Below are 24,330 nucleotides of genomic sequence, written 5' to 3' on the forward strand. Positions count from 1 at the left end.
GTCAATTAGCATGGCTATCTGAACGATGGATTTGTCAGTATAGGTACCTTTGGCTGCTACCTTTTCTATCTCACTGAGTTTATCTTTTAGTGAATATCTATATTTAAAAGCCTAAATATCTATCTAATTAACTATTAAGGCTTATCCAGCGGCGCTTACTGCTACTGCATTTTATTAAGACGAAACGAGCATTTTATATGGCGAACGACATCAAACACCTGCGTAACATTGCAATTATTGCCCACGTTGATCACGGTAAAACAACTTTGGTTGATAAACTACTCCATCAATCTGGTACTTTTGACGACCGTGCAAACATTGCCGAACGTGCAATGGATTCAGGTGCTATTGAGCAAGAACGTGGTATTACGATTCTTGCCAAAAACACTGCTATCAAATGGCAGCATCCTAAAAAAGATATTGAATATCGTATTAACATCGTAGATACCCCAGGTCACGCAGACTTTGGTGGTGAAGTTGAGCGTGTTATGTCAATGGTAGACTGCGTATTGCTAGTGGTTGATGCCGTTGATGGACCAATGCCACAAACACGCTTTGTAACTCAAAAGGCATTTGAGCAAGGCTTGAAGCCCATTGTTGTTATCAACAAAATTGACCGTCCTGGCGCCCGTCCTGATTGGGTAATGGATCAGATTTTTGATTTGTTCGATAATCTAGGTGCCTCTGATGAACAGTTGGATTTTCCAGTAGTTTATGCTTCTGCACTAAATGGTATTGCTGGCATGGAAGCAGATAATCTTGCTGATGATATGACTCCTTTGTTCGAAACTATTGTAGACGTTGTACAACCTCCACAGGTTGATGCCGATGCGCCTTTCCGTATGCAAATATCAAGCCTTGACTACAATAGCTTTGTAGGGGTTATCGGTATTGGTCGTATTCAACGTGGTAAAATCAAAACCAATACCCCAGTTACGGTTATTGATAAAAATGGTAAAACCCGTAATGGTCGTATTTTAAAGATTATGGGCTATCATGGTCTTGATCGTATTGAGGTAGATGATGCACAAGCGGGTGATATTATTTGTATTACCGGTATTGATGCTTTAAATATCTCTGATACTATTTGTGACCCTAATCATGTTGAAGCTCTGCCAGCGTTAACGGTTGATGAGCCCACAGTATCTATGAACTTTCAAGTGAACAACTCACCGTTCGCCGGTCGCGATGGTAAGTTCGTAACCTCACGTAATATTCGTGAGCGTTTAGAGCGTGAGCTTATTCATAACGTAGCTTTACGAGTAGAAGATACAGAGTCTCCTGATAAATTCAAAGTTTCAGGCCGCGGCGAGCTACATCTTTCGGTACTGATTGAAAATATGCGCCGTGAAGGTTTTGAGCTGGGCGTTTCAGGTCCAGAAGTTATTGTTAAAGAAGTCGACGGTAAGCTACAAGAACCGTATGAAAACGTCATCTTTGATATCGAAGAAGAGCATCAAGGTCCTATCATGGAGCAAATTGGTCTTCGTAAAGGCGAGATGACTAATATGCAGCTTGATGGTAAGGGTCGTATGCGTATCGAGGCTACTATGCCCGCTCGTGGCCTTATTGGTTTCCGTTCGGAATTTCTGACTTTGACTTCAGGTACTGGTATCTTAACTTCTAGCTTCTCGCATTATGGTCCACAAAAAGTGGGTGATGTAGGGGGACGTAGCAACGGTGTGCTGGTTTCTATGGCCAATGGCACTTGCTTAGGTTTTGCTTTGTTTAACCTACAAAAGCGTGGTAAGTTATTTGCTGAGCCACAACTTGAAGTATATGAAGGTATGATCGTTGGTCTGAACTCACGTAATGACGATATGGCGGTTAACCCTACTACGGCTAAGCAGTTAACTAACGTTCGTGCTAGTGGTACTGACGAAGCATTGACGCTAACCCCAGCTGTGAAGTTTACGTTAGAGCAAGCGCTTGAATTTATTGAAGATGATGAATTGGTCGAAGTAACGCCAAAAGCTATCCGTCTGCGTAAGCGTTATTTGACTGAAAGTGAGCGTAAACGTCATGGCCGTAAGAAAGGTGCTTAATACCTCTCTTTAACTATGAGAAATCAATTATATTAAACAAATAAAAAGGCTAACTTTACGTTAGCCTTTTTTGTGCCTGCAATTTTTAAGCTAAGCTTTTTGTTCGACTAGTTTATTTGATGAAGCGGTGGAATAGTGAAGTTAAATAGTACCTGCTCAAAATTAAGGAGTTACGACCACATAATCGTTCGTATTAATGAGGATCTCTGAAGGCTGGTCAACCACAATGCGAATAACATGATTATTAACCGCTTGCGACTTATAATAATTATCTTCAGCTACTGTGCAGCCCAAACAGCGTCCCATAGCATCCCAAGGTTCAACAAATAGTTTTTGCTGCGCCTGATCAGCGTTGCCACCTATCAATGAAAAAGGCAGACTAACCAGATAAGCGGCGGTACCAGCGACAGCCGTAACCAACTGCAATGGTTTACCAACGATAGTATCTACTGCCATAGTTTCGTAAGAGGGACCGAAATCGTCTTCGTCGATCTCTATAGCTGCTACCGCTGGCTGTATAATAGCCAAACAAAGCCCAATGCTGACAGCAGTGGTGGCAAGCTTACGCTTTAAATAACGCTGAGTCTTAGTATTAATAGCCATGAAAATATCCTAAAGAGAATCGGTATAACGATAACTTTGTATTGACTAGTGTTACTATTATGTTGCTACAAAGTATCTATGAGTATTATTACTATTAAAGCAAGATGTGCAGTAATAAGCAACATAAATACTTATCTAGGACTCAATATATTATTAAGCAAGTGACCATCACACAACTTGCAACTAAGTAATCGATAACTACAGCGTTTGGCAGTTAGGACAATAAATACTAGCACGGCCATTTAGTTTAATATTGTCTAACGGCGTCGCACAATGAGGGCAAGGCTCATCTTTTTTACCGTAAACATTTAAGGTTTGTTGAAAGTAACCTGTTTGGCCGCTCGCTACCGTGAAGTCCCGTAAAGTAGAACCACCCAGTTCAATAGCTTTCTTTAAAATAGTTTTGATATGCTTAACCAAAGTTATCAGTTGTTCGTAAGTAAGCTCATTCGCTGGAGTTGCAGGATGAATGCCTGCTAAATAAAGACTTTCAGTAGCGTAAATATTACCAACGCCAACCACCACTTTTTGCTCCATAATCACGGATTTAATAGCTCGGGTTATGGGACGTTGCTTATTTGGCTTAGTACTAGACTCTTGCTCATTATCAGCGCTGGTACGCTGAATCAAGTGGTATAAGTAATCGGTAGTAAATGCTGTCGATAAGGGCTCAGGGCCTAGATGATCAAACAGTTTGGCACTGTAATCCTCATACCATAACACCGCACCAAAACGCCTAGGGTCATGATAATGTAGTTGGGTGCGTGTACCTTTATCATTGATAAAGGTAATGATCAAATGATCGTGTTTGCGCTTATCAGCACTGATAGGATGTTGTTGCAAACTCCCAGACATGCCTAAATGGATAATGAGTTGACACTGGGCGGGTAGTGTCTGATGGTTATCATCGTTTTGATTATTAACCTTAAGCGTGCTTTTAGAAGATAACAGAAAGTTCAATATTAGGTATTTGGCACGGCGCTCGATACCTGCTAAATCATAACCGATAAGCTCAGTTAGATTATCAGGCATCGGCCAACGTAGTTTGGGCTGAAATACCTTTACATCGGCTACCTGCTGTCCCATTAATGGTTTTAGACTGGTTTTCGTGGTTTCAACTTCAGGTAATTCAGGCATAACAACTCTTTTGTAATTTTTGATATATAGTTTGGTGTTTTGTTAGGCCGCTATTAGGCAATGGCACGCCGAGCATGCAAGATACCAGGCTGCTGCTCAAGCTTGGCCAATAGTTTAGATAAATGAGCCAACCCTGAAACCTCAACATGAAACTTCAGAAAAGCAATATTATCATCGGTGCTTAAGGTTTCAACTTTACGAATATTGACATTTTCTTTATCAATAATCTGGGTTAAATCACGTAATAAACCCCGGCGATCATAAGCTTCGATATGGATATCAACCGGCTGATAGCGCCCACTCTTAGATTTCCAAGAGGCGTTAATCTGGCGCTCAGGCTCACGTTCAATCAGACGTATATACTCAGGGCAACCGCGATTATGAATGCTAACCCCGCGCGATAAAGTAATATATCCAGCAATAGGCTCACCATGTACCGGGTGGCAACAGCCCGCTAAGTTGATCTCGATGTTATCGAGACCATCAATGCTAATCTTGAAAGCATCCAGTTTGTCAGCGTTTTTGCTATCTACATTGGGAACAAACTCTTCTTCTTGCTTTTCAGGTTCTAAATGCAGCTCGCGGGAGATACGACCTGTCAGCTGATGCAAGCTAATATCACCGGTCACCAAGCCCACTACAATATCATCGGCGTTATTGACATGGAAAAACTGGGTGTAATCATTCAGATCAATGCTGTTAGGATGCACAGATAAGCGCTCAAGCTCTTTGGTGAGCATCTGGCGACCAATTTGGATATTCTTATCACGGTCTTGCTTATTGAACCATTGACGCAGCTTTGAGCGCGCTCGATTGGTATGAATATAACCCAGTGATGGAACTAGCCAATCACGGTTGGGTTCTCGCGAGGCTTTGGTGATGATTTCAACTTGCTCGCCAGTTTTTAGCTGATAAGTCAGCGGCACATAGCGCTGGTTTACTCGCGCCGCTTGAGCACTATTACCGACTTGCGTATGTACGTAATAAGCAAAATCGAGCACGGTGGCGCCTTTTGGCAGCTCAGTAATATCACCATCACGGCTAAAGATATAAATACGTTCAAGCTCATCAAAGTCTGCAATTTGTTCTTCGTCTTCAAAATCGGCTTCGTCTAACTCTTCACCATCAGCTAGGGCTGAGCTTAGCTGGTTACGAGCTTCATTATTAACTGATAATAAATGACGTAACGAGCTTATTCTTTGATTGAGGTAATTATCTTTTTTCTTTTTTAGACCTTCTTTATAATTAACATGAGCACACATACCAAGCTCAGCTTCAAAGTGCATATCATGGGTGCGAATCTGCACCTCAAGCGACTTATTTTCAGCGATAACGGCAGTATGTAAAGAGCGATAACCATTCGATTTGGGGTTGGTGATATAGTCATCAAACTGTTCAGGAATATAGCGCCATAGGCCGTGTACCAAGCCTAGAGCGTGATAGCAATCGGAAGGATTATCAACCAGCACTCGCAGAGCACGAATATCGTATAACTGATCAAAGGATAATCCTTTGAGTTTCATTTTACGATAAATAGAATAGATATGTTTGACCCGGCCAGAGACCTCTCCTGCGATACCTGCATCAGTCAGCGCTTTACTGAGCTTGTCTTGTACCCGCTGAATATACTCTTCGCGCTCACTGCGCTTCTCTGATAACAGCTTGGCAATCTCTTTATAACGATCAGGAGCCAGATAACGGAAAGCTAAATCCTCAAGCTCCCATTTGAGTTGCGCGATACCTAAACGGTGCGCTAAAGGGGCGTAGATAGTCATGACTTCACGAGCAACCCGCTGCTGACGCTCTGCACTAGAAAAGGAGAGCTCACGCATAGCAAAGGTACGCTCCGCAAGCTTTATGAGCACGACACGCACATCATTAGTGACCGAAATCAGCATACTATAGATATTAGAAAGCTGATCACGTTGATTATTAACAAAGTGGTCTTCTAAGCGCTTATTACTTTCAATAATCTCTGATAGCTTACCCATAGCCAAAGTGTCTTTGACCAAAATACTAATATCAGTGCCAAAGTTTTTTTCTATATCTGCCAAGCTCACTAAAGACATACGCGCGCTGCGATAGAGCATGGCGGCGACTAGAGCATCTTCATCTTGATAAAGGTAGGTCAAAATATCAGCCATACCAATACCAGTGACGTAAGCGCCAGAACGCTCAGACTCACTGGTATTCATACGACTGCGGATGAATTCACAAGCGGCTGCAAGATGAGGTACCGACTCTTGACCAATGCGTTTTGCGACATTAGTAAGCCAAGCAGGGACATCAATATTGGCATGATCCAACTCACTGCTCTCAAGTGTTCGTGATAAGCTTTGATTGCTGTCTAACGCAGTATTATCAACCTCTTTTTTATTTGGGTTTTCGAGTTGATAATAACTATCTTGAGTGGAGCGATCAAAAGTAGTATGCAGCTTGTGGGTAGACAGCTGCTGTTTGATTTCTAGTGGGATTTGGGCATAGCTATTTGCTGACTGATGAGAGCGCTGACTGGCTACCAGTTGTGCAGCCGATGTGGCGCTATCGGTTTGCGTGGTCTGTCCATCTACCAGCGGCAACCCTTCTCGAATCTTTACCATAGCCGACTCCTCTTAGCTATTTTCAAATTAATTACAACCTCCTAAGTTATGTGAAGCCTTTAATGTAACCGTTAAAAGGTAGTGTAAAGCTAACCATTTTAAATCAGTAAAGCTGCCAAAAAGTCCATTTTAGCAGCTATCATCACGGTCAAAAAAAGTTAAAATCTGATATCTAATGATATATAATCTCATATAAAGTATATTATACAGGTAAACTTAATATACGGGTCAAACACACATAACTGGTATGGGTATTATTATCCCATTTTTATAAAGCAATTCAAGCTGGCCTCTGTAATAATCATCATCACAAGCGTAACATAGTTTGATAAGCTGCTTGTGATTAATAAGAAGCCACCTTCATAGCCTAGATGAGCTAGTCTATTATAAAGTGGGAAAATTAAGCCGATACTTTCTCAAAACGAGCAATCGATTCGACATGTCCGGTATGACAGAACATATCCATGACTCCAGCGTGTGTCAAGCGATAACCTTGCTCTAACAGGGCTTTGGTATCGCGGGCGAGAGTAGCGGGGTTGCATGAAACGTAGACAATACGCTCGGCATTAAATTTTGGCAAATATTGCATAATCTCCCAAGCTCCAGAGCGCGGCGGATCAATTAATAACGCATCAAAACCTTGGTTTGCCCAAGGCTCATTAGTGCAGTCCTGCGTTAAATCTTGGCTATAAAATTCAGTATTATTGATACCATTACGCCGTGCATTGTCAGCCGCGCGCAGGGTCATTGCCTCACTACCTTCAACGCCAATAACAGCACCGGTTTCACCGACTAATCTAGCAAGTGGTAAACTAAAATTACCCAAACCGCTGAATAGATCAAGGACGCGCTCACCAGCTTTGAGATCCAATAAGTCACAAGCTAATTGAGTCATTTGACGATTAACGGACAAATTAACTTGGGTAAAGTCAGTCGGGATAAACTCGTAAGTGAGATCGTATTCTGGCAATTGATAATAAAGGCGACCAAATTGTGCGCTTATATCATCATTAGGATGAAGCGCAATGCGCTTGATAGTATCGACCCCTTTTGATTGCAAGTACAGTTGCCAGTTACGGGCGGCAAAAAAGTCTTTTAGCTTATCTAAATCAGCATCAGATAAGGGCGATAGGTGACGGACAATTAGCGCTACTGGCTGGTCGCCATCAGGCAATTCTGGTAAGTGCTCGCCCATGGCCAGCTCAAGCTGAGCGATTTGATCGCGGGCTTCAAGGGTACTAATCAGCGTCTTTAAGTTTTCAATCTCAAAGCCAATACGCGGGTCTAAAATATGACACTCATTCAATTCGGCTAAGAAATTGCTGGAGCGCTCCCGAAAGCCCACCAGTGCCGTTTCTTTTTTAGCCACATAACGTACACCCAATCGCGCTTTGGTGCGGTAACCCAAGCGATCACCGACTACCGGAGCCAGCCATGTATCTGGCTCTACGTTCGCTTGATGGATTAACATCTCAGCCAGTACCGATTGCTTAAAGCGAATCTGCCCATCGGGTTGCCAGTGTTGTAAGCTGCAGCCACCACAAACCCCAAAATGCGGGCAGGGCGGGACGGCACGTTCAGGATTGGGATTAGCGGTGATGCTAATGGCGTCGCCTTCTTCAAAACTATTGCGGCTATTGGTGAGCTTTACTAAAGCGCTCTCACCCGGCAAGGCAAAGCTGACAAAAACTTTTTTGCCATGCTTGTCCTCAATATGACCGTCCTCTGCACCAAATTTATTACCGTATACTGCAACCCCACGGCCATCGTGCGATAAGCCATCGATAGCAAAAGGCAAAGGTTCAGCATCCTTGAGACGGCGACGGGTCTTTGATGAGGGTTTAGATTTCTTTTTATTTGGGGGGATAGAGATTTGAGTATTACCAGATTTGGGGGTAGTACTCGGCACCGCATCAGGTACGGTAGTGCTTTTAGGATCGGTGGGCTGCATAAACCTGCCTTAACAATAAATGAAAATAAATAAAAAAGTGTCAAATATTAATAGCTGACTCTACATCTGATTCTGAAATGATGACCAATCAGCGAGGAATTCTCGATGACGTACCTGACCATCAGGCTCGGTGAGCTGTGCTAGATATTGGTGAGTTTGTTGTTGCCAATAATGAAAGCCGTCTGAGGTTAATTTACCCGTCAAGCGTAACCAGCGCAGGTAGATAAGCCAAGTATTCATTACGTCAGATTCACAATAATTGGTGAGCGTTTGCCAATCCTCGTTGATGACTAAGTCGCCCACCATACTGCCATCGACATCGGTTTTACCCGGTAGACCATACAAGCTTGCGACCACATCCATGGCTTCGCGGCGACTGGCGCCATATTGGCTAAATCTGTCCATCAAATCAAGGTGGCGGCTATGAAAGCGATTGACGTAATTATCAAAGCGCATATTTTTAATACGCTCGCCTTCTTCAAACAGCCAAGGCGCGGATAAATCGTACTGCATAGCGCGATAAATTAGCACTGGAATATCGAAACCTGAACCGTTCCAACTGATAAGTTGCGGCAAGCTTTCGACATCGCTAAAGGCTCTAAAAAACTTACGTAGAATTTCTTGTTCAGGCAAATTCTCAGCGCTGAGTGAAAACAAAGTGGTGCTCTCACCTTGCACATAGAATGCAGAGATACAGACGATACGCTGTAACGGCAAACGCATAAAATCGTGACCAGCCTCTTGTAGGCGAATGGCGGTTAATGCGCTCAAGGTATCCGCCTGATTTAGTTGCGCCAACTGCGGATAAATTCGCCGAGCGGCTGCGGTATCAGCAACGGTTTCGATATCAAAAACCAACAGCGGATTTGAGGGTAGGGCGTAAGTCATCATGTATCCTGCATCCTAATGTTTTTATAACGAGTTGCTATCATCAACTTCGCTTTCATCAACGTTACTATCGTCAACATTGTATAAACCTGTCGATAAATAACGATCACCGCGATCACAGACAATAAAGGCAATAACGGCATTAGGATTGGCTTTGGCAACTTGCAGGGCGGCCCAAGCGGCGGCTCCTGAGGAAACTCCGGCAAAAATACCTTCGGACTTGGCAAGCTTACGCATATATACTTCAGCTAAGTTTTGATCAATGTCCATCACTTCATCGACCACATCTTTATTATAGATACCGGGCATATAAGCGGCAGGCCAGCGGCGAATACCGGCGATAGAAGCTTCTTCGTCCGGCTGTAAGCCAATAATTTGCACGTCTGGGTTTTGCTCTTTTAGATATTGCGCTACACCAGTAATAGTACCAGTAGTGCCCATCGAGCTGATGAAGTGGGTAATCTTGCCATCTGTCTGCGCCCATAGCTCAGGACCAGTAGTCAGATAGTGCGCTTGGCTATTATCGGGGTTATTAAACTGATCAAGGACAATACCTTTACCCTCTGCTTGCATTTGTAGCGCCATATCACGCGCGGCTTCCATGCCTTCGTCGACTTCGATCAAGGTAGCGCCATAAGCCGCCATAGCGTCCTTGCGCTCTTGGGTTGAGTTGGTCGGCATCAGCAGAATAATAGGATAACCACGCATGGCGGCAACCATCGCTAAAGCAATCCCGGTATTACCGCTGGTCGCTTCAATTAAGGTATCACCGGGCTTGATATCACCGCGCTGCTCGGCTTGATAAATCATATTAAAGGCAGGACGGTCTTTGACTGAGCCGGCTGGATTGTTGCCTTCAAGCTTAGCTAAAAGCTGCGCCCCGTTAGTGATGTTTTCTTGCTCTGGCAAACGCTTTAATCGGACTAATGGCGTCTGACCGACACAATCGGCAAGCTCAGTGATTTGAGTGATAAAGTTATTATTCGATAGGCTGGTAGACGACATAAGGCATCCTTTACTGAAGTTTGTTTTTAATTCTTGAATAATCGGGTGTAAAAATTGCCTTCATTATATCATCTTGTTTTTGGCTGCGCTTAGCGCATAGAAGGTTATTCGTAAATGCTTTGTAGCTAGCTTATTTGACTTTGTTCATTTAGTAGGACAAATTAGGCAACAGCGATATAAGGGCATGTTAAAATGTTTAAGTGAGCAATATATGATGGTTATAAAGGTACAGGCAAAGCATGGCATATAAAAAACGCTTTAATACCAGTAGCGCCTATGGTCAGCTGATCATATTGGTGTTTTTACCCATCTCTATATTGGCTATTGTAGGCGGTATTTTGGTGTTTTATGAGACCATGCGCGCCAGTAATTCAGAGCAAGAAGCATTGGCAGAAGCGGTACTGATACGCTATGCCCCTATGGTGACTGAGCTGGTGCCAGACTTACTTGAACAACAGCGTGCAAAGCTAGAAGCTAACGAGCAACGTGCTGAGCAAGTTAATAGCTCATCTACTAACCCAGCCGCTACAGAAACAGGCACACAACCAACCCGCTTGCCATTGTCTCAAGTGCATTCAGACCATTATATCGGCGCCCAAAGAGGCAGTCGAGATAGCGCATTATCAGAACAAGCGCTTGGTAATGAGAGTGACGCCTCTAATGCAGCCATTATTGATGAAAGCCACATTAGTAGTAACGTTGCACCGCAAGGCGCCATGGCAACTTTGGTAAACATTCGTGATAAGCTCAGTCGCATGCAGTCTGACCAGCATGTCCAGCGTATTGCTATTATCAATGACAGCAATCAAGTACTGGCTACTGTTGGTTACGGGGTCAATGAGAGCTGGCCGCTTATAGACAGCTCTCAACCCTTTTTGACCCAGCAGCCGACACCTATTGGCACCGCTTATGGTAGCGTACTGGGAGATTTTGACGGTCAGCAATTGTGGCTGTTGGTCGATATGGACAATGAGCCCCTGCATATAGCTCGTTACCGGGTTGCCATGGCTTTAGCGATTACCGGCTTATTTACTATTCTAATTTTGCTACTCAGTCTAAATATCTATGCCAAACGCTGGATTGCGCCCATTTATGAGCTGCGTTTAAAGCTACAGCGTACTAACGCTGAGAACTTATATCAGCCTATCCTCGTTGAGTCTGATGGCGAGCTCAATTTATTGCAACAAGATTTGGTCAAAACTTTACGCCGTCTACACTCAAGCTTTCAAGAGCTCAAAGATCATGCCGAGCAAACCGAAGATGATCTGCGTTTAGCTTTTGATGAGATGGAGATGCAAAATATTTCTATTCGTAATGCTCGTGATGCGGCGATCTCAACCAGCCAAGCCAAATCCGCCTTTTTGGCTAACATCAGTCATGAGCTGCGCACCCCGCTAAATAGTATTGATGGTTTTATCAACCTGCTAGCGCGTCATGGTGAGCTCAACGCCGAGCAAGATTTGTATGTACAAACCATTCGTAAATCTTCAGCGCACCTGCTGGCTTTAGTTAATGACGTGCTGGATTTCTCCAAAATAGAAGCGGGAAAATTGGTTCTAGATCGTCATGAGTTTGATCTTTATGAAACCATTTATGATGTGGTTGACATGCTCTCGCCGGTTGCGGCGGAAAAAGGTCTGCGCATGGCGGTGCTGTTTTATAACGATGTACCGATGCGTATCAATGGTGATGCACTGCGCCTCAAGCAAATATTGACCAATATCGTTGGCAACGCTATCAAGTTCACCGATAGCGGCGATGTGGTAGTTCGAGTCAGTTTGGATGACCACAGAGATAACTATCTTATGATCAGCGTCCAAGATAGTGGTAAGGGCATCTCAATGACTGATCAAAAAATGCTATTTCAAAGCTTCAGTCAGGGCGATCCTTCAGTGACTCGTCAATATGGAGGTACCGGTTTGGGTCTGGTCATCTCCAAGCAGCTGGTACGCTTAATGGGCGGTGATATTGGCTTTTATGATAATGTACAAGAGAATATTGCCAATCAAGGCGCCACTTTTTGGTTTCGGATGCCGGCGCATGTTGATGTGTTAGAGGTAGCAACGGGTCAGACTATTGAGCCGCCAGTTCTAGCGCCGTTAACCAGTGCCAATGATGAATTTAATGTACTGGTCTGGATAAACCATGTCGCCTCAAGACAAGTACTTAAAGCGAGCCTGCAAAATCTACCCATTAAACTGACTGAAGCCAACTCTTTACCTGGAGTGCTTGAGTCGCTAAAAGAGCAGGGTAATTATTGGGACTGGGTCATCGTTGATGATGATACCAAAGACGATATGATGGCACTACTCAAACAGATTCGTCTGCATTATCAAGGCAAGCTGGCCGTATTTGGCTATCAAGTCGCTGCCGATCAAGCGCTACTCAATCGTTATCATGCTAGTATTTTATACGAACCTCTAGATAAGCGTCAGCTCTACGCTATGCTCGATACTCGTCAGAAAAACACCCCTATAAAGTCACAAACGCCCATATGGCAGGGCATAACGGTACTGGCGGTTGATGATCACTTGCCGAACTTATTGGTGTTGGATGCGCTACTTAGCGAGCTTGGTATTCATGTTATTACGGCCAGTAGCGGCTTTGATGCCATCGAGCTTATCAGTAAGCAGCAAGCTAAAAATATAAAACCTCCTAAATCTGCTCAGCAAAGCTTGTCAAATAAGACCCAAGTTTCTAAAGCTGAAACTAGGACCTCCGATAGCCCTATAGCCAGTGCGGTTTCGAATATCAATACCGATGAAAAAGCGCAGAATAGTATAGATGAAAGCAGTATAGACCTGATTTTTATGGATATTCAGATGCCACGCATGTCTGGACGAGAAGCTGCTGCCCAAATTCGTAAAATAGAAGCGCCAGAGCATCGTATCCCCATTATTGCCTTGACGGCTCATGGATTATTCGATGAACGGGATAAACTTATCGCTAGCGGTATTGATGATTATGTCGGTAAGCCTATTAGTCAGCCGCAGCTATTACAAGTGCTACAAAAATGGTTGGGCCGTAGCGGTAGTGTATCTACACAAAGTCACGATTTAACCGATTCTTCGCACTTACCTTTTAGTAATCTCCAAGACTTGTCTACTCAAGTGTATGAGTCACAAACTACCCTTAGTGAGTCTGCAGAAGCTCAGCGCCAGGACGCTGATAATACCTCTAGTCTCACGGCTCAAGCAGCAAGACAAGGTATAAAACGGCCTAGCAAAAAGCTCCCTCGACCTTTGTCACTTAAGAAAATTCGTGATGACTATCTGCGTGATAGCCAACCACGTGATGAGTACTTACGTGAGCCGCAGCGACCCACTCGGCCACGCTATTCAGAACCATCATTAGTATCGGCAACCCCTTTATTAGAAATGAAAGAAGACCATCAGACAGTTAATACTCTAGCGGCTTATGACCAAGATTCTGTTAACAAAGATGATTTAGACATTCTAAACTGGGAAGATGCCCTGACACGTTCAGCCAACAAGCCAGAATTGGCTGCCAAGCTCATTATTATGATGCTAGATACTATTGCTGATGAAAAGCAAGCCTTGGCTCAGGCTTGGCAAGCCCGCGATCGAAGCGAGCTTGCGCAAATTGCTCACCGGATATTGGGTGCCAGTCGCTATACTGGCGTACCGCAGCTACGCCGAGCCAGTCAAGACTTTGAGGATAAATGTTTGCTGAACGTTCAGCATACCACTCCTGCTCAAATTGCGATGTTAAAACCTTATTACGAAAACTTGATGTTAGCGTTAGATAATCTGCAAAATCTTGATTTGTCCTCCTATTCGCAGCTCAATTATTATCGTTTACAAGAAGATGATATGACTTGGAAAATGATATAAATTTTTATAAGCTATCAGCAGTGCCTGCTTGTGAATGTTCAACACGCCCTAATGAGCTTGCCAGTTATAACAACGTGACGGTCAGTTATTAATGCGGTGCAATGGCTATTAGCCTGCTACTATTATTGTCCGCTTTATTTATCATTTTTCATTATAAAGGATTTATAACTATGCACGCTATCGCCGCCTATCAATATAAGACGTTGCAAGTCAGTATTACCGAAGGAGTTTTAACGCTTACTTTAAATCGTCCCCAGAAAAAGAATGCTTTGAGTTTTGAGCTGGTAAATGAGCTTATAAAAGCGGCAGCGCTCATTAGTAAAGATAAGGCACTACGAGCGGTTATTATCAATGGGGCAGAAGGGACTTTTTGTGCCGGTATTGATTTGGGCGACTTAAATAACCCGAAGAATCAAGCTTATGCCTTTTGGGAGCTGATTAAACCTTGGCAAAGCCAGTTTCAGCAGGTTTGTTTGGTTTGGCGAGAGCTACCGATTCCAGTAATTGCCGTATTAGAAGGCCATTGTATCGGTGCAGGTTTGCAGTTGGCATTGGCTTGTGATGTACGTATCAGTCGCCCTGATTGTAAGCTGTCGGTGATGGAGGCGAAGTGGGGGCTAGTACCTGATATGGGCTTGACTCAATCAGCGTTAGGCGTAGTACGAGCCGATGTATTGAAGGAGCTGGCAATGACTGCACGGATTGTTGATGGCGAAGAAGGCAAGCGATTAGGACTGGTGAGCCATTGCAGCGATTCACCATTACAGGATGCCCAAACGCTTGCTACTGAATTTGCCCAGCACTCTCCTGATGCAGTACTTGCTAGTAAGCGGGTGATTAACGCCATGTATCAGCAATCGACTCTGACTTTATATAAAGAAAAAATGTGGCAATTGAAAATGATGCTGGGCCGCAATCGTAAGCTTGCTCTAAAGAAAGCAAAAGACGCCAGTGTTGAGTTTGCTAAGCGTCAGTTTAGTTGAAATAGATTAAGTATATCTTAATTATATAATTTATATAGTTAAGGTTTTTTTATTAGTTTTTGTTTTATTTATGTCAGCTAACTATTGAAATTCGAGCAAGTAGTACGATATAACGACTGTTGGCTGGCTTCTATCAGCTCATTTAAGCGTCTATATGGCGCTACTTTTTTGTCTATAGAAAGTTATCTATAGAAACCTGATTCTCGACTTAACGTGAACGTTTGTAGGCTGGGTTTCTAACCCAGCATTTTGCTTTTTAAGGTTCTAAAGCTGAAATAAAACTCAGCCTACGCCAAAAAAGCTAGACAGTTGTAAATGGGTTCTATAGCAATATTAATAAATAAAATCAATATCACCTTTGATGAAATGGTCTAAGCTATGTCTGCTCCAAAACCTACCCCAAATAATCGACCTATTGCGAGTGATAGAGTGCGCTCAGCAGAGCTACCCGTGGCATGGATTTTGATGCTGGGACTCATTGTAGCAATAGGACCATTATCTATTGATATGTATCTGCCCGCATTGCCTGAGATGGGTGATGATTTTGGGGTATCGACGGCATTTATGGCCAACTCAGTACCAGCTTATTTTGTCGGTTTGGTATTTGGTCAGCTGTTCTACGGGCCATTTAGTGACCGCGTCGGTCGGGTCAAGCCTTTATATATAGGTATGAGCTTGTATGTGGTTGCTTCTATAATCTGTGCGACTACCAGTAACGAATATGTGTTATTTGCAGGGCGTGTACTGCAAGCACTTGGCGCTTGTGTAGGGGCGGTAGTGACTCGCGCTGCGATTCGAGATCGCCTGACAGCGAGACAGACCGCCAAAGCATTCTCTATCATGATTTTGGTCATGGGCTTAGCGCCAATATTAGCGCCATCACTTGGTGCGCTGTTCTTGCAATTCTTTGACTGGCGCTCTATCTTTTGGTTTTTGACCGCCTTTGGGGTGCTCAATTTATTATTAACCAAATTCTTCTTCTTTGAAACCTTGACTGAAGAAAATCGTAATTTACGCCCAGCGAAAGAAGTATTAAGCCAGTATTGGGACTTATTAAAAGACCCTACTTTTAATTATCCAGCGATTGGTGGTGGCCTACTTATGGGGGCGATGTTTGTCTACATCAGCTCGGCCTCTGAGCTGATCATGGATACCTATGGGGTTTCAGCGACCCATTTTGGTTGGCTTTTTGGGATGAATGCTGCAGGTTTTGTGGGCTTAACTCAGCTCAATCAATGGCTCACCAACCGTTTTCGGATTCTTAGTATATTGCGTTTTGGGGCGATGATGCAGGTAATCTCTGCTGCCGCGCTGTTTATTACTGGTCTGATTTTGGGAACAGACGCTTGGTTACCATTAGTACTGGCTTGTATTTTCTTCTGTATTGCAGGCTTGGGGTTAACTCAGCCAAACGCTTCTGCTATTGCGCTGGCTTTTCAAAAGCGTCGTGCGGGTATGGCTAGTGCGCTACAAGGCTCATTGATGTTTTCAGTTGGTATTTTTGGTGGACTATTATTGAACTTATTCCCGGTTAACCCCGTACTGAAGATTGGTATTGCTATGTTTGCATTGATGAGTCTTGGTTGCTATCTCATTTGGCAGATTGACCGTAATCTAAGTCTGGATGACGTCTAACAAATAACCGTAGACCACTTAATTTTAGACTACTAAGTATTTAGCTATTAAATAAAAAAGCACTCAATATCTTCAATAGATATTGAGTGCTTTTTTATGCTTATTTTTTAGTTATAGCTTAGTAAGTGGCTAAAAATGGAAGATTAATTTATCTAAACGGCAATGACTAAAATTTATAGGCCGCTAAAAGTGGCATGGATATTGCTTAACTTAGTTTATATTTATTCTTTTGCCATAAATTTTAAGACACTCAGAGTCTGCTGATTATCTATTAGCGGCACTATGAGGTTTGCAGATCCTAGTTTGTAGGCGAGGGGTCTGATAATTAAATAAAAGGAATAGCTAATGTAGTGATGTTTATTGATTGGCTCTGATATCACTATCTAATGAATACTAACTTTTAAATATCAAGGATTGATTATGAAACTACTATATAGAATGCTGCCTATCCTAGTGAGTGTCGGTTTATTCGGCTGTGGTAATACTACCACTTCTGCTACTCAAGAAGTGGCGGCTGGGAGCAATGAAACCATTACTGAAAAAGAAGAGGCTTTTGTGAGTAAGTTGCCTGACAATGCCCCGGTAGTCAAAGTGGCCTCTGACTCAGACTTTGCTCCTTATGAGTTTAAGGATGAGTATGGCAATCTGACTGGATTTGACATAGAGCTTATGCGTTATATCGGTGAGGATCAAGGCTTTAAGGTTGAGAATTATACCGATCGTTGGGAGGATATGTTTAATAATTTAGATGATAAAAATCGCGATATGCTCGCTGCTGCCATTCCGTATAGTGCTGAGCGTAATAAAAAATATCTGCTTTCAGATCCTTATGCACCCCTTCCTTCTACGCTTCTATATCTAGATAGTAACCTAAATATCAACTCACTTGCTGATCTGAGTAATGTGAGTATTGGGGTTTTGGGTGAGACGGTACAACATGAATATTTCTCTAGTGACCAAGTACAGGTCAAGTCTGTAGAGCCTTATCTAACTACATTTGCTGCGGTCCAAGCGATGGTTCAGGGCAAAGTTGATGCGGTCGCCGAAGACTCTGGAGCCCTTCGATATATCATGAACGATATACCCAACTTACAACCGAAGTATTTTGAATATGAAGATATTAATGCAGAGGCTGCTCGTAAAGTTTTAGTGATTGATAAAGACCAACCTGAACTACTCGAAAAAGTAAACGCCGGTTTAAAGAACCTAAAAGAAGATGGCACTTATGCAAAATTAACCGAAAAATGGTTTGGTACAGACTTGACCAAAGCTGTGCTCGAACAAGAAAAAGCGTTGGCCAAACGATAGTTCCTTTAAAAAATAAATAGTACTTTTAAGTCATCAGCTCACGCAATAAAAATATTCGTACCATAACTGAGTATGAATGCTTTTGGCTGCCTGCTTCAAAACCCTCTTGGTTTATTAAGTTTAATTTATTTATTGCTATTTAAAAAACAACTGATTAATATGTAATCAAATGTTAATTATATTACTGAAAAGTTTCTATAATGTTATATATATTAAAATGAATATATCTAGATTTGAGGAAAGTTATGAAATACCTGTATAGAGTATTACCGTTAGCCCTAAGCGTAGGATTGTTTGGTTGTGGTAGTCCTTCTACTCAAGATAACGCTACAGGTTCAGCTACTACAGCCCCTACTGAAAACAAGGAGGATTTTGTTAGTCAGCTACCAGCTAGTGCACCAGTAGTGAAACTGTCCGCTGATGCTAACTATGCACCTTATGGTTTTAAAGATGAGTATGGAAACGTTACTGGTTTTGACATAGAGCTCATGCGCCATTTAGGCGAAGATCAAGGCTTTAGAGTGGAAGTTTATAGCGATCTTTGGAAGGATGCATTCGACAATATAGATAATAAAAGTCGAGATCTAATTGCAGCAGGGGCTTCTTATAGTGATGCACGTGCTAGTAAATATCTAACCTCTGACTCTTACTTACCGCTACCTACCAGTATTGTCTATCTAGATGAAGCACTGAATATTGGCTCACTGAGCGACCTAAGTAATGTGAGCGTAGGGGTATTAGGAGAGTCGGTGCAGTACAACTATTTTACTCAAGGTGATTTCAATGTGCAGTCGGTGGAGCCCTATCCAACGATTTTTCTGGCAGTACAAGCAATGGCACAAGGAAAAATCGATGCAGTCGCAGGTGATTTGGGAGTAATGCGCTATATTATGAATGACTTACCGACTCTAGAGCCAAAGTTTTTCGATTATGAAAGCCTGGATGCAGATAATGCACGTAAGGTCATCTATATTGATAAAGACCAGCCAGAGCTCCTTGAAAAAGTTAATTCAGGACTAAAAAGTCTAAAAGAAAACGGAACCTATGCCACCTTAACTACGAAATGGTTCGGCGAAGACTTGACCCAGAAATCTTTAGAGCAACAGGAAATGCTAAAGAGTGCGTCAGGGTTATAAGCCACTCTTTTAATTAAGTCAGCATAAAGATAGTCAGTCTGGATTTATATAAATACTAAAAGGAATTAGCTATGGCTATTTCAACGAGAAATGATAACTCGCGTTACCGTGGTTTGATCTTATCAATTGCAGCTTTTTTAGCACTGATTGGGGCGCTACTTGCTTTTACCTTCTATACCTCAAGCCTTATTGAGCGTAATACTGCCTTGGTAGATATATCGAACAAAACAGCTAACCATGCACAATCCGTTATTAAAGATCTGTTTGATTTACAAAGTAGCGTTGGTGAACATATTAACTCGCCGCACCAACGGGAGGTAAGAGAAAGGCTACAAACTGAAACTCAAGATATCGAACAGCTATTGAATGGTATGCGCAGTGGTTCAAGCTATGTTGATGCTGCTGGCAACAATATCAAGATCCCTCAGCTGACTACAGCTAGTGAAGAAAACGCACTTAATGCAGCTCAACAAGAGTGGAACAAACTCAAGCCACTAATTGAAAACTATTTGGATGGCGCTGATGATATTTTAATCGATTCTTCAAACGAGCTGGCTTTGGCTTATGAGCAAGCAAAAACCTCTAGTCTTAGAATGAATGATTCTCTTAATGATCTTACTAATGAGGTCTTTGAAGAATCTGAGAGTCAAGCCAGTGCTATCCGTTTAGTTCAGTTGCTCGGTGTTGTGGCGATTTTTGCCTACTTCCTAATCTTCGTCTTCTTCTTTGTACGTCGCCTGCGTGAGACTGATGCAGAAGCATTGGCTGCTCGCCGAGAGACCCAAGAGATTATGGCAACCGTGAATACCGGTCTATTCTTATTAGATAAAGACTTGAAGATTGGTCAACAACACTCACGAGCACTTACTGATATTATCGGTGCTGAGAGCTTAGCAGGTGAGAACTTTACCAATATCTTACGCGGCCGTATCTCTGATAAAGATCTGAATACTACTAAGCAATTTATTGAGCAGCTCTATAATCCAAGGGTTAAAGAAAAGCTAGTCGACTCTCTTAATCCGCTACATAAAGTAATGCTACACAATACTTCAGGTGATCAGAGCTCAGATAGACGGTTTTTAGACTTTAAGTTTTCACGAGTTTACGAAGATAAGGATATTGCACGAATTTTGGTCAACGTTGATGATGTCTCAGATGCGGTTTATTTAGAGCAACGCTTAGAAAAAGAGCGGGCTCAAAATGATATGCAGATTGAGATGCTGACTACTATTTTGAATGTTAATCCTAAGATTGTTCATGAGTTTATCAGCAACACTAAAAACCATATCGAAAAAATGAATAATATTCTAAAAAATCCTGGCAGCTCACAACATGAGCTGGAGCGTAAACTAAATGCTATTTATCGCGATATGCACAGCTTAAAAGGCGAAGCTTCGGCCTTAAAGCTGCATAGCTTTACCAAAATTGCTTCGGATGCAGAGGATAAGCTAAGCGCCATGCAAAACCAAGGCAAATTATCTGGTAACGACTTTTTGCAATTGGCTGTGCATCTGGATGATCTACTGAGTCTGTCTAATACTATTGAGATATTAGGTGAGCGTATCAATCAAGCTGCACCCGTCAATGCTGCTAACCCCGCGCCTTCGATAGCGTCCAATAAGGCCGCCAGTATAGATAAAGTTGATTCTGACACTGTAACGATAGCAGATAGTAATAGTCATATTGATCTAGGTGATGATATTGATGTAGATGATGCATCAGACAGTCATTTATTGCCCTACTATCAGGATTTTGTGGCCCACATTGCTGCTAGACAAGATAAACAAGTACAGTTGCATAGCGATAGTGTGCCCACTGTTGATATACCGAAGCGTCTGGATAAGGTAGTTAAAGAGATTAGTATTCAGCTATTACGTAATGCGGTTGTTCACGGCATCGAATCTGCTGCTGTACGTCAGTCTAGAGGAAAGCCAGCAATAGGCTTTATTGATTTAACTATGCAAAATAATGATTCCACCTTTACCATTAAGATAGAAGATGATGGTCAAGGTATTAACTATGACAATATCCGTGAAAAGCTAGTATCAATGGGCCGTTTCAGCATCGCTGAAGTGCAGCGGCTGCAGCCTAAAGATCTGCTAAAGCATCTGTTCTCCTCAGGCTTTTCTACTAAAGAAGATGCTGATGAAGATGGCGGCCGTGGAGTGGGTCTAGATATTGTCAAAGCTCAGGTCAAAGAATATAACGGCAAAATCAATGTTCATAGTGAGCTTGGCAAAATGACCTGTTTTGTTATCACCTTACCGAACGCTTAATAAAGGATAATAAATAAGTTATGTATAAGTTAATGATCGTTGATGACTCCAATATTATTCGAAACCGTATTCAAAGAGCTTATGATTCAGGGCAGTTCATGTTGGTTGCTACGGCAACCAGCGGCGTCGGCGCTATTGAAAAGTTTAATATTCATCGTCCTAATGTCATCACTATGGATTTGACCATGCCGCAAATGGACGGACTTGAGTGTATCGAAAAGATTATCGCTATTGATCCAGAGGTTCGTATTCTGGTAGTTTCGGCGTTATCTGACAAAGCTACAGGCATTGAAGCATTATCATTAGGTGCCAATGGTTTTTTGTGCAAGCCATTTTCTGAAGAAGAACTGGTCGAGTCTTTATTCGAATTGATGCAAGACTAACTACAAGCAATAAGCTGAGTAAATAACCTTATGAAAGAACAAAAGCTACAAGTCTTTTTGGATATTATTAGTCATTATTTTCAACAGTTTGCTAACGATGAGCTTATCATTGATACGCCATATCTTTTAGAAAATAAACAGCCCAAACTAGATGATTATACTGGCATCATTGGTATATCAGGTATCAAAAAAGGAGTGGTGTGCTTCACTGCCACCCATGAGTTATTGTCATGCATGCTGGATGGCATGGAAGAAAAAGATAAAAGTGATGATAATCTAGTAGATTTAGTGGGTGAGGTTGCTAATACAGTCGCTGGTAATGCTCGTAATGAGTTTGGTACAAAATTCCATATTTCTGTACCGCTAGTATTCAAGGGAGCACCGCAAAGTATGGTATTACCTAAAGATGAACGTTCTTTTATCATTCCTATTATGTGGCGAGCAAAAACAGGTCAAGTTATAATCTGTTTGCAAGATTAGCAAATAAGCTGCATAGAATAAATATGGACATAAATATATTATGGTTAAAATAGAGAAGTTAGGAGTATTTTTAAGCTCAATCGAAGCTTTTTTTAGGCAAATTGATGATACTTTGGTTGAGGTTGATACCCCTTACTTGAATAATAATAAAAGCGCAGTCGGCTATGACTATAGCGGTATCATCAATATCTCAGGACCGCTTGAAGGCTGCGTCTATGTTAGTGCGCCTAGTACTATGCTGCGTGAGATTATTAAAATTATGCAAGAGCCCGATTCGTCACTGGCTATGATGAAGGACTTATTGGGCGAAATGGCCAATACTATTTCAGGTAACGCTCGGACTGAGTTTGGTTCAGAGTTTATTATTTCGCCGCCAAAGATCGTAGAAGGGGTGCCAAGTGTTTCCTATTTAGCAAAAGATCGTAATACTTACGTCACTCCTTTTAGCTGGAGAGGCTATACAGCGGTAATAGGTATTTGTATTGCTTAGTTGAATTCATCTTACGCCTTGAATGGCAGCATAAGAAGACGACCTATACGGGTCGTCTTTTTTATGGAGTAGATCTAATGGTTTTTTAAACGAGAGTTTATGCTGGAAGCCGTATTTTTAATTGAATTGAGCCAATAACCATAGTTTGTAATAGTAAAGACATAAATAGATAAATTGCTAGAGGTTGTCAGCCATTATATGTTAAAATACAGCGCAGCTATTTCTATAGCTCAACTCTATATTGAAGCTAAGTATTTAAGTTTAAATCAAAATAATAGCTCAATTTTTCAAACCAACCAATGACACACACATCATGGTAAAGAATTACTGGGTGTTTGGCGACTTGATTAATTTGCAATAGTGGTTTTTTTCATAACGGTTTTTATAATTATGAATGATCAGCAAATGCGTGTCGCCAGATAGGTAGTTTTTGTGATGTGGAGGCATAACCCAACCAACAGGACATTTAACATGGCTACAGAAAATACCAATCCAACAGAAATCGCAATGCGCGACTTATTACAAGCCGGCGCTCACTTTGGTCACCAAACTCGTTTTTGGAATCCAAAAATGGGTCCATATATCTTTGGTGCGCGTAACAAAATTCATATTATTAACCTAGAGCACACGGTTAAGTCTTTTAACGAAGCACTAAACTACGTTAATAACCTAGCCAGCAAAAAGAATAAAGTTCTTTTTGTAGGTACTAAGCGTGCCGCTAGCGACGTCATCCGTGAGCAAGCGACTCGTGCTGGCATGCCGTATGTCGACCATCGCTGGTTAGGCGGTATGTTGACCAACTGGAAAACGCTACGTCAGTCAATCAATCGTCTAAAAGAGCTTGAAAAACAAAGCGAAGACGGTACATTTGCTAAATTGACTAAGCGTGAAGCGCTAGAGCGTACTCGCGATATGGAAAAACTAGAGCGCTCACTAGGTGGTATTAAAGACATGGGCGGCCTGCCTGATGCTATTTTCGTGGTAGACGTTGATCACGAAGCAATCGCTATTAAAGAAGCTAAAAACCTAGGCATCCCAGTAATCGGTATCGTTGATACTAACTCTAACCCAGATAACGTTGATTATGTTATTCCAGCTAATGACGATGCTATCCGTGCTGTGACCTTATACGTTACTGCTATTGCTGATGCTATCATCGCTGGTAAAGAATATGCTCAGACTCAAGCTAGTGGTCAAGCTGACCAAGAGCAAAATGCAGAGCCAGCAGCTACTGCTAATAATGCAGACGCTACTGCTCAACCAGCAGAAGCGCCAGCGGTAGAAAACCCAGCAGAAGCTCAAACTGATTTGTAAGATTCAATAGGTGAGAATAAATAGGTAATCTATTTACTAGCCTATTTATACTCTTAGCAAATTCATAACAGGCATGATGTAGTGTTACTCGTCATGCCTTGTTATTGTTACGCTAGTTATTGAAACTTTGAAAGGTTATTTATTCTTACTTTAAAATTGATTCTTTAAAGATTAATACCCTAAAAAGGATCAATTAAGTATATTTATACCGTAAATACAGTCGCAACTATAAATTAAAGTAT

General features: G+C 42.1%; 17 protein-coding genes. 11 read left to right on the forward strand and 6 right to left on the reverse strand.

Annotation, left to right across the window (positions count from 1 at the left end; all coding sequences use genetic code 11):
• Positions 1–197: 197 nt before the first annotated feature.
• The gene (gene typA, locus JMX18_RS11960) at positions 198–2,045 is read left to right on the forward strand and encodes a translational GTPase TypA (protein WP_201587946.1); all 1,848 of its coding nucleotides are present in this window, start codon (positions 198–200) and stop codon (positions 2,043–2,045) included.
• Positions 2,046–2,207: 162 nt separating this feature from the next.
• Here the strand turns inward: typA and JMX18_RS11965 are convergent, their stop codons facing one another.
• From JMX18_RS11965 to cysM, 6 genes are all read right to left on the reverse strand, one after another.
• A complete protein-coding gene (locus tag JMX18_RS11965; protein WP_201587947.1) occupies positions 2,208–2,648 on the reverse strand; it encodes a hypothetical protein in 441 nt (146 codons plus the stop codon).
• A 198-nt stretch (positions 2,649–2,846) separates the two neighbouring features.
• The gene (gene mutM / locus JMX18_RS11970; protein WP_201587949.1) at positions 2,847–3,785 is read right to left on the reverse strand and encodes a bifunctional DNA-formamidopyrimidine glycosylase/DNA-(apurinic or apyrimidinic site) lyase; all 939 of its coding nucleotides are present in this window, start codon (positions 3,783–3,785) and stop codon (positions 2,847–2,849) included.
• 53 nt (positions 3,786–3,838) lie between these two features.
• Complete coding sequence (locus tag JMX18_RS11975) at positions 3,839–6,385, reverse strand: RelA/SpoT family protein (RefSeq protein WP_201587951.1); 2,547 nt, start codon at positions 6,383–6,385, stop codon at positions 3,839–3,841.
• Positions 6,386–6,785: 400 nt separating this feature from the next.
• On the reverse strand, positions 6,786–8,336 hold the full coding sequence (rlmD, locus tag JMX18_RS11980) for a 23S rRNA (uracil(1939)-C(5))-methyltransferase RlmD (protein ID WP_201587952.1): 1,551 nt from the start codon (positions 8,334–8,336) through the stop codon (positions 6,786–6,788).
• 60 nt (positions 8,337–8,396) lie between these two features.
• Positions 8,397–9,227 carry a 3'-5' exonuclease gene (locus tag JMX18_RS11985; RefSeq protein ID WP_227674654.1) on the reverse strand — a complete coding sequence of 277 codons (831 nt, stop codon included), beginning with the start codon at positions 9,225–9,227 and terminating at the stop codon, positions 8,397–8,399.
• Positions 9,228–9,248: 21 nt separating this feature from the next.
• Entirely contained in the window at positions 9,249–10,229 is a 981-nt protein-coding gene (gene cysM / locus JMX18_RS11990; RefSeq protein WP_201587953.1) for a cysteine synthase CysM, read from the reverse strand.
• A 239-nt stretch (positions 10,230–10,468) separates the two neighbouring features.
• On the opposite strand from cysM, the gene JMX18_RS11995 reads away from it, so the two are divergent.
• The 10 genes from JMX18_RS11995 (at position 10,469) to rpsB (ending at position 24,088) form a co-directional block, all read left to right on the forward strand.
• Entirely contained in the window at positions 10,469–14,083 is a 3,615-nt protein-coding gene (locus JMX18_RS11995; protein WP_201587954.1) for an ATP-binding protein, read from the forward strand.
• Positions 14,084–14,253: 170 nt separating this feature from the next.
• Positions 14,254–15,066 (forward strand): crotonase/enoyl-CoA hydratase family protein, encoded by an 813-nt coding sequence (locus JMX18_RS12000; protein ID WP_201587955.1) that lies wholly within the window; start codon positions 14,254–14,256, stop codon positions 15,064–15,066.
• A 378-nt stretch (positions 15,067–15,444) separates the two neighbouring features.
• Positions 15,445–16,701, forward strand: a complete 1,257-nt coding sequence (locus JMX18_RS12005) for a multidrug effflux MFS transporter (protein ID WP_201587956.1) — start codon at positions 15,445–15,447, stop codon at positions 16,699–16,701.
• Positions 16,702–17,121: 420 nt separating this feature from the next.
• Positions 17,122–18,009 (forward strand): substrate-binding periplasmic protein, encoded by an 888-nt coding sequence (locus tag JMX18_RS12010; protein WP_201587957.1) that lies wholly within the window; start codon positions 17,122–17,124, stop codon positions 18,007–18,009.
• Positions 18,010–18,254: 245 nt separating this feature from the next.
• Positions 18,255–19,145 carry a substrate-binding periplasmic protein gene (locus tag JMX18_RS12015; protein WP_201587959.1) on the forward strand — a complete coding sequence of 297 codons (891 nt, stop codon included), beginning with the start codon at positions 18,255–18,257 and terminating at the stop codon, positions 19,143–19,145.
• Between the two features lie 71 nt (positions 19,146–19,216).
• A complete protein-coding gene (locus tag JMX18_RS12020; protein ID WP_201587960.1) occupies positions 19,217–21,421 on the forward strand; it encodes an ATP-binding protein in 2,205 nt (734 codons plus the stop codon).
• A gap of 20 nt (positions 21,422–21,441) precedes the next feature.
• Complete coding sequence (locus JMX18_RS12025; protein WP_201587961.1) at positions 21,442–21,804, forward strand: response regulator; 363 nt, start codon at positions 21,442–21,444, stop codon at positions 21,802–21,804.
• 30 nt (positions 21,805–21,834) lie between these two features.
• Positions 21,835–22,284 (forward strand): chemotaxis protein CheX, encoded by a 450-nt coding sequence (locus tag JMX18_RS12030; protein ID WP_201587962.1) that lies wholly within the window; start codon positions 21,835–21,837, stop codon positions 22,282–22,284.
• 40 nt (positions 22,285–22,324) lie between these two features.
• On the forward strand, positions 22,325–22,774 hold the full coding sequence (locus JMX18_RS12035) for a chemotaxis protein CheX (protein ID WP_201587963.1): 450 nt from the start codon (positions 22,325–22,327) through the stop codon (positions 22,772–22,774).
• A 471-nt stretch (positions 22,775–23,245) separates the two neighbouring features.
• On the forward strand, positions 23,246–24,088 hold the full coding sequence (gene rpsB / locus JMX18_RS12040) for a 30S ribosomal protein S2 (RefSeq protein ID WP_227674655.1): 843 nt from the start codon (positions 23,246–23,248) through the stop codon (positions 24,086–24,088).
• The last annotated feature ends 242 nt before the right edge of the window (positions 24,089–24,330 follow it).

The organism is Psychrobacter jeotgali, from assembly GCF_904846315.1.
GTDB lineage: Bacteria > Pseudomonadota > Gammaproteobacteria > Pseudomonadales > Moraxellaceae > Psychrobacter > Psychrobacter jeotgali.

Bases quoted from the DNA above. Each gene is read 5' to 3' on its own strand.
- typA (WP_201587946.1), top strand. From the start codon at position 198: ATGGCGAACGACATCAAACACCTGCGTAACATTGCAATTATTGCCCAC.
- JMX18_RS11965 (WP_201587947.1), bottom strand. From the start codon at position 2,648: ATGGCTATTAATACTAAGACTCAGCGTTATTTAAAGCGTAAGCTTGCC.
- mutM (WP_201587949.1), bottom strand. From the start codon at position 3,785: ATGCCTGAATTACCTGAAGTTGAAACCACGAAAACCAGTCTAAAACCA.
- JMX18_RS11975 (WP_201587951.1), bottom strand. From the start codon at position 6,385: ATGGTAAAGATTCGAGAAGGGTTGCCGCTGGTAGATGGACAGACCACG.
- rlmD (WP_201587952.1), bottom strand. From the start codon at position 8,336: ATGCAGCCCACCGATCCTAAAAGCACTACCGTACCTGATGCGGTGCCG.
- JMX18_RS11985 (WP_227674654.1), bottom strand. From the start codon at position 9,227: ATGATGACTTACGCCCTACCCTCAAATCCGCTGTTGGTTTTTGATATC.
- cysM (WP_201587953.1), bottom strand. From the start codon at position 10,229: ATGTCGTCTACCAGCCTATCGAATAATAACTTTATCACTCAAATCACT.
- JMX18_RS11995 (WP_201587954.1), top strand. From the start codon at position 10,469: ATGGCATATAAAAAACGCTTTAATACCAGTAGCGCCTATGGTCAGCTG.
- JMX18_RS12000 (WP_201587955.1), top strand. From the start codon at position 14,254: ATGCACGCTATCGCCGCCTATCAATATAAGACGTTGCAAGTCAGTATT.
- JMX18_RS12005 (WP_201587956.1), top strand. From the start codon at position 15,445: ATGTCTGCTCCAAAACCTACCCCAAATAATCGACCTATTGCGAGTGAT.
- JMX18_RS12010 (WP_201587957.1), top strand. From the start codon at position 17,122: ATGAAACTACTATATAGAATGCTGCCTATCCTAGTGAGTGTCGGTTTA.
- JMX18_RS12015 (WP_201587959.1), top strand. From the start codon at position 18,255: ATGAAATACCTGTATAGAGTATTACCGTTAGCCCTAAGCGTAGGATTG.
- JMX18_RS12020 (WP_201587960.1), top strand. From the start codon at position 19,217: ATGGCTATTTCAACGAGAAATGATAACTCGCGTTACCGTGGTTTGATC.
- JMX18_RS12025 (WP_201587961.1), top strand. From the start codon at position 21,442: ATGTATAAGTTAATGATCGTTGATGACTCCAATATTATTCGAAACCGT.
- JMX18_RS12030 (WP_201587962.1), top strand. From the start codon at position 21,835: ATGAAAGAACAAAAGCTACAAGTCTTTTTGGATATTATTAGTCATTAT.
- JMX18_RS12035 (WP_201587963.1), top strand. From the start codon at position 22,325: ATGGTTAAAATAGAGAAGTTAGGAGTATTTTTAAGCTCAATCGAAGCT.
- rpsB (WP_227674655.1), top strand. From the start codon at position 23,246: ATGGCTACAGAAAATACCAATCCAACAGAAATCGCAATGCGCGACTTA.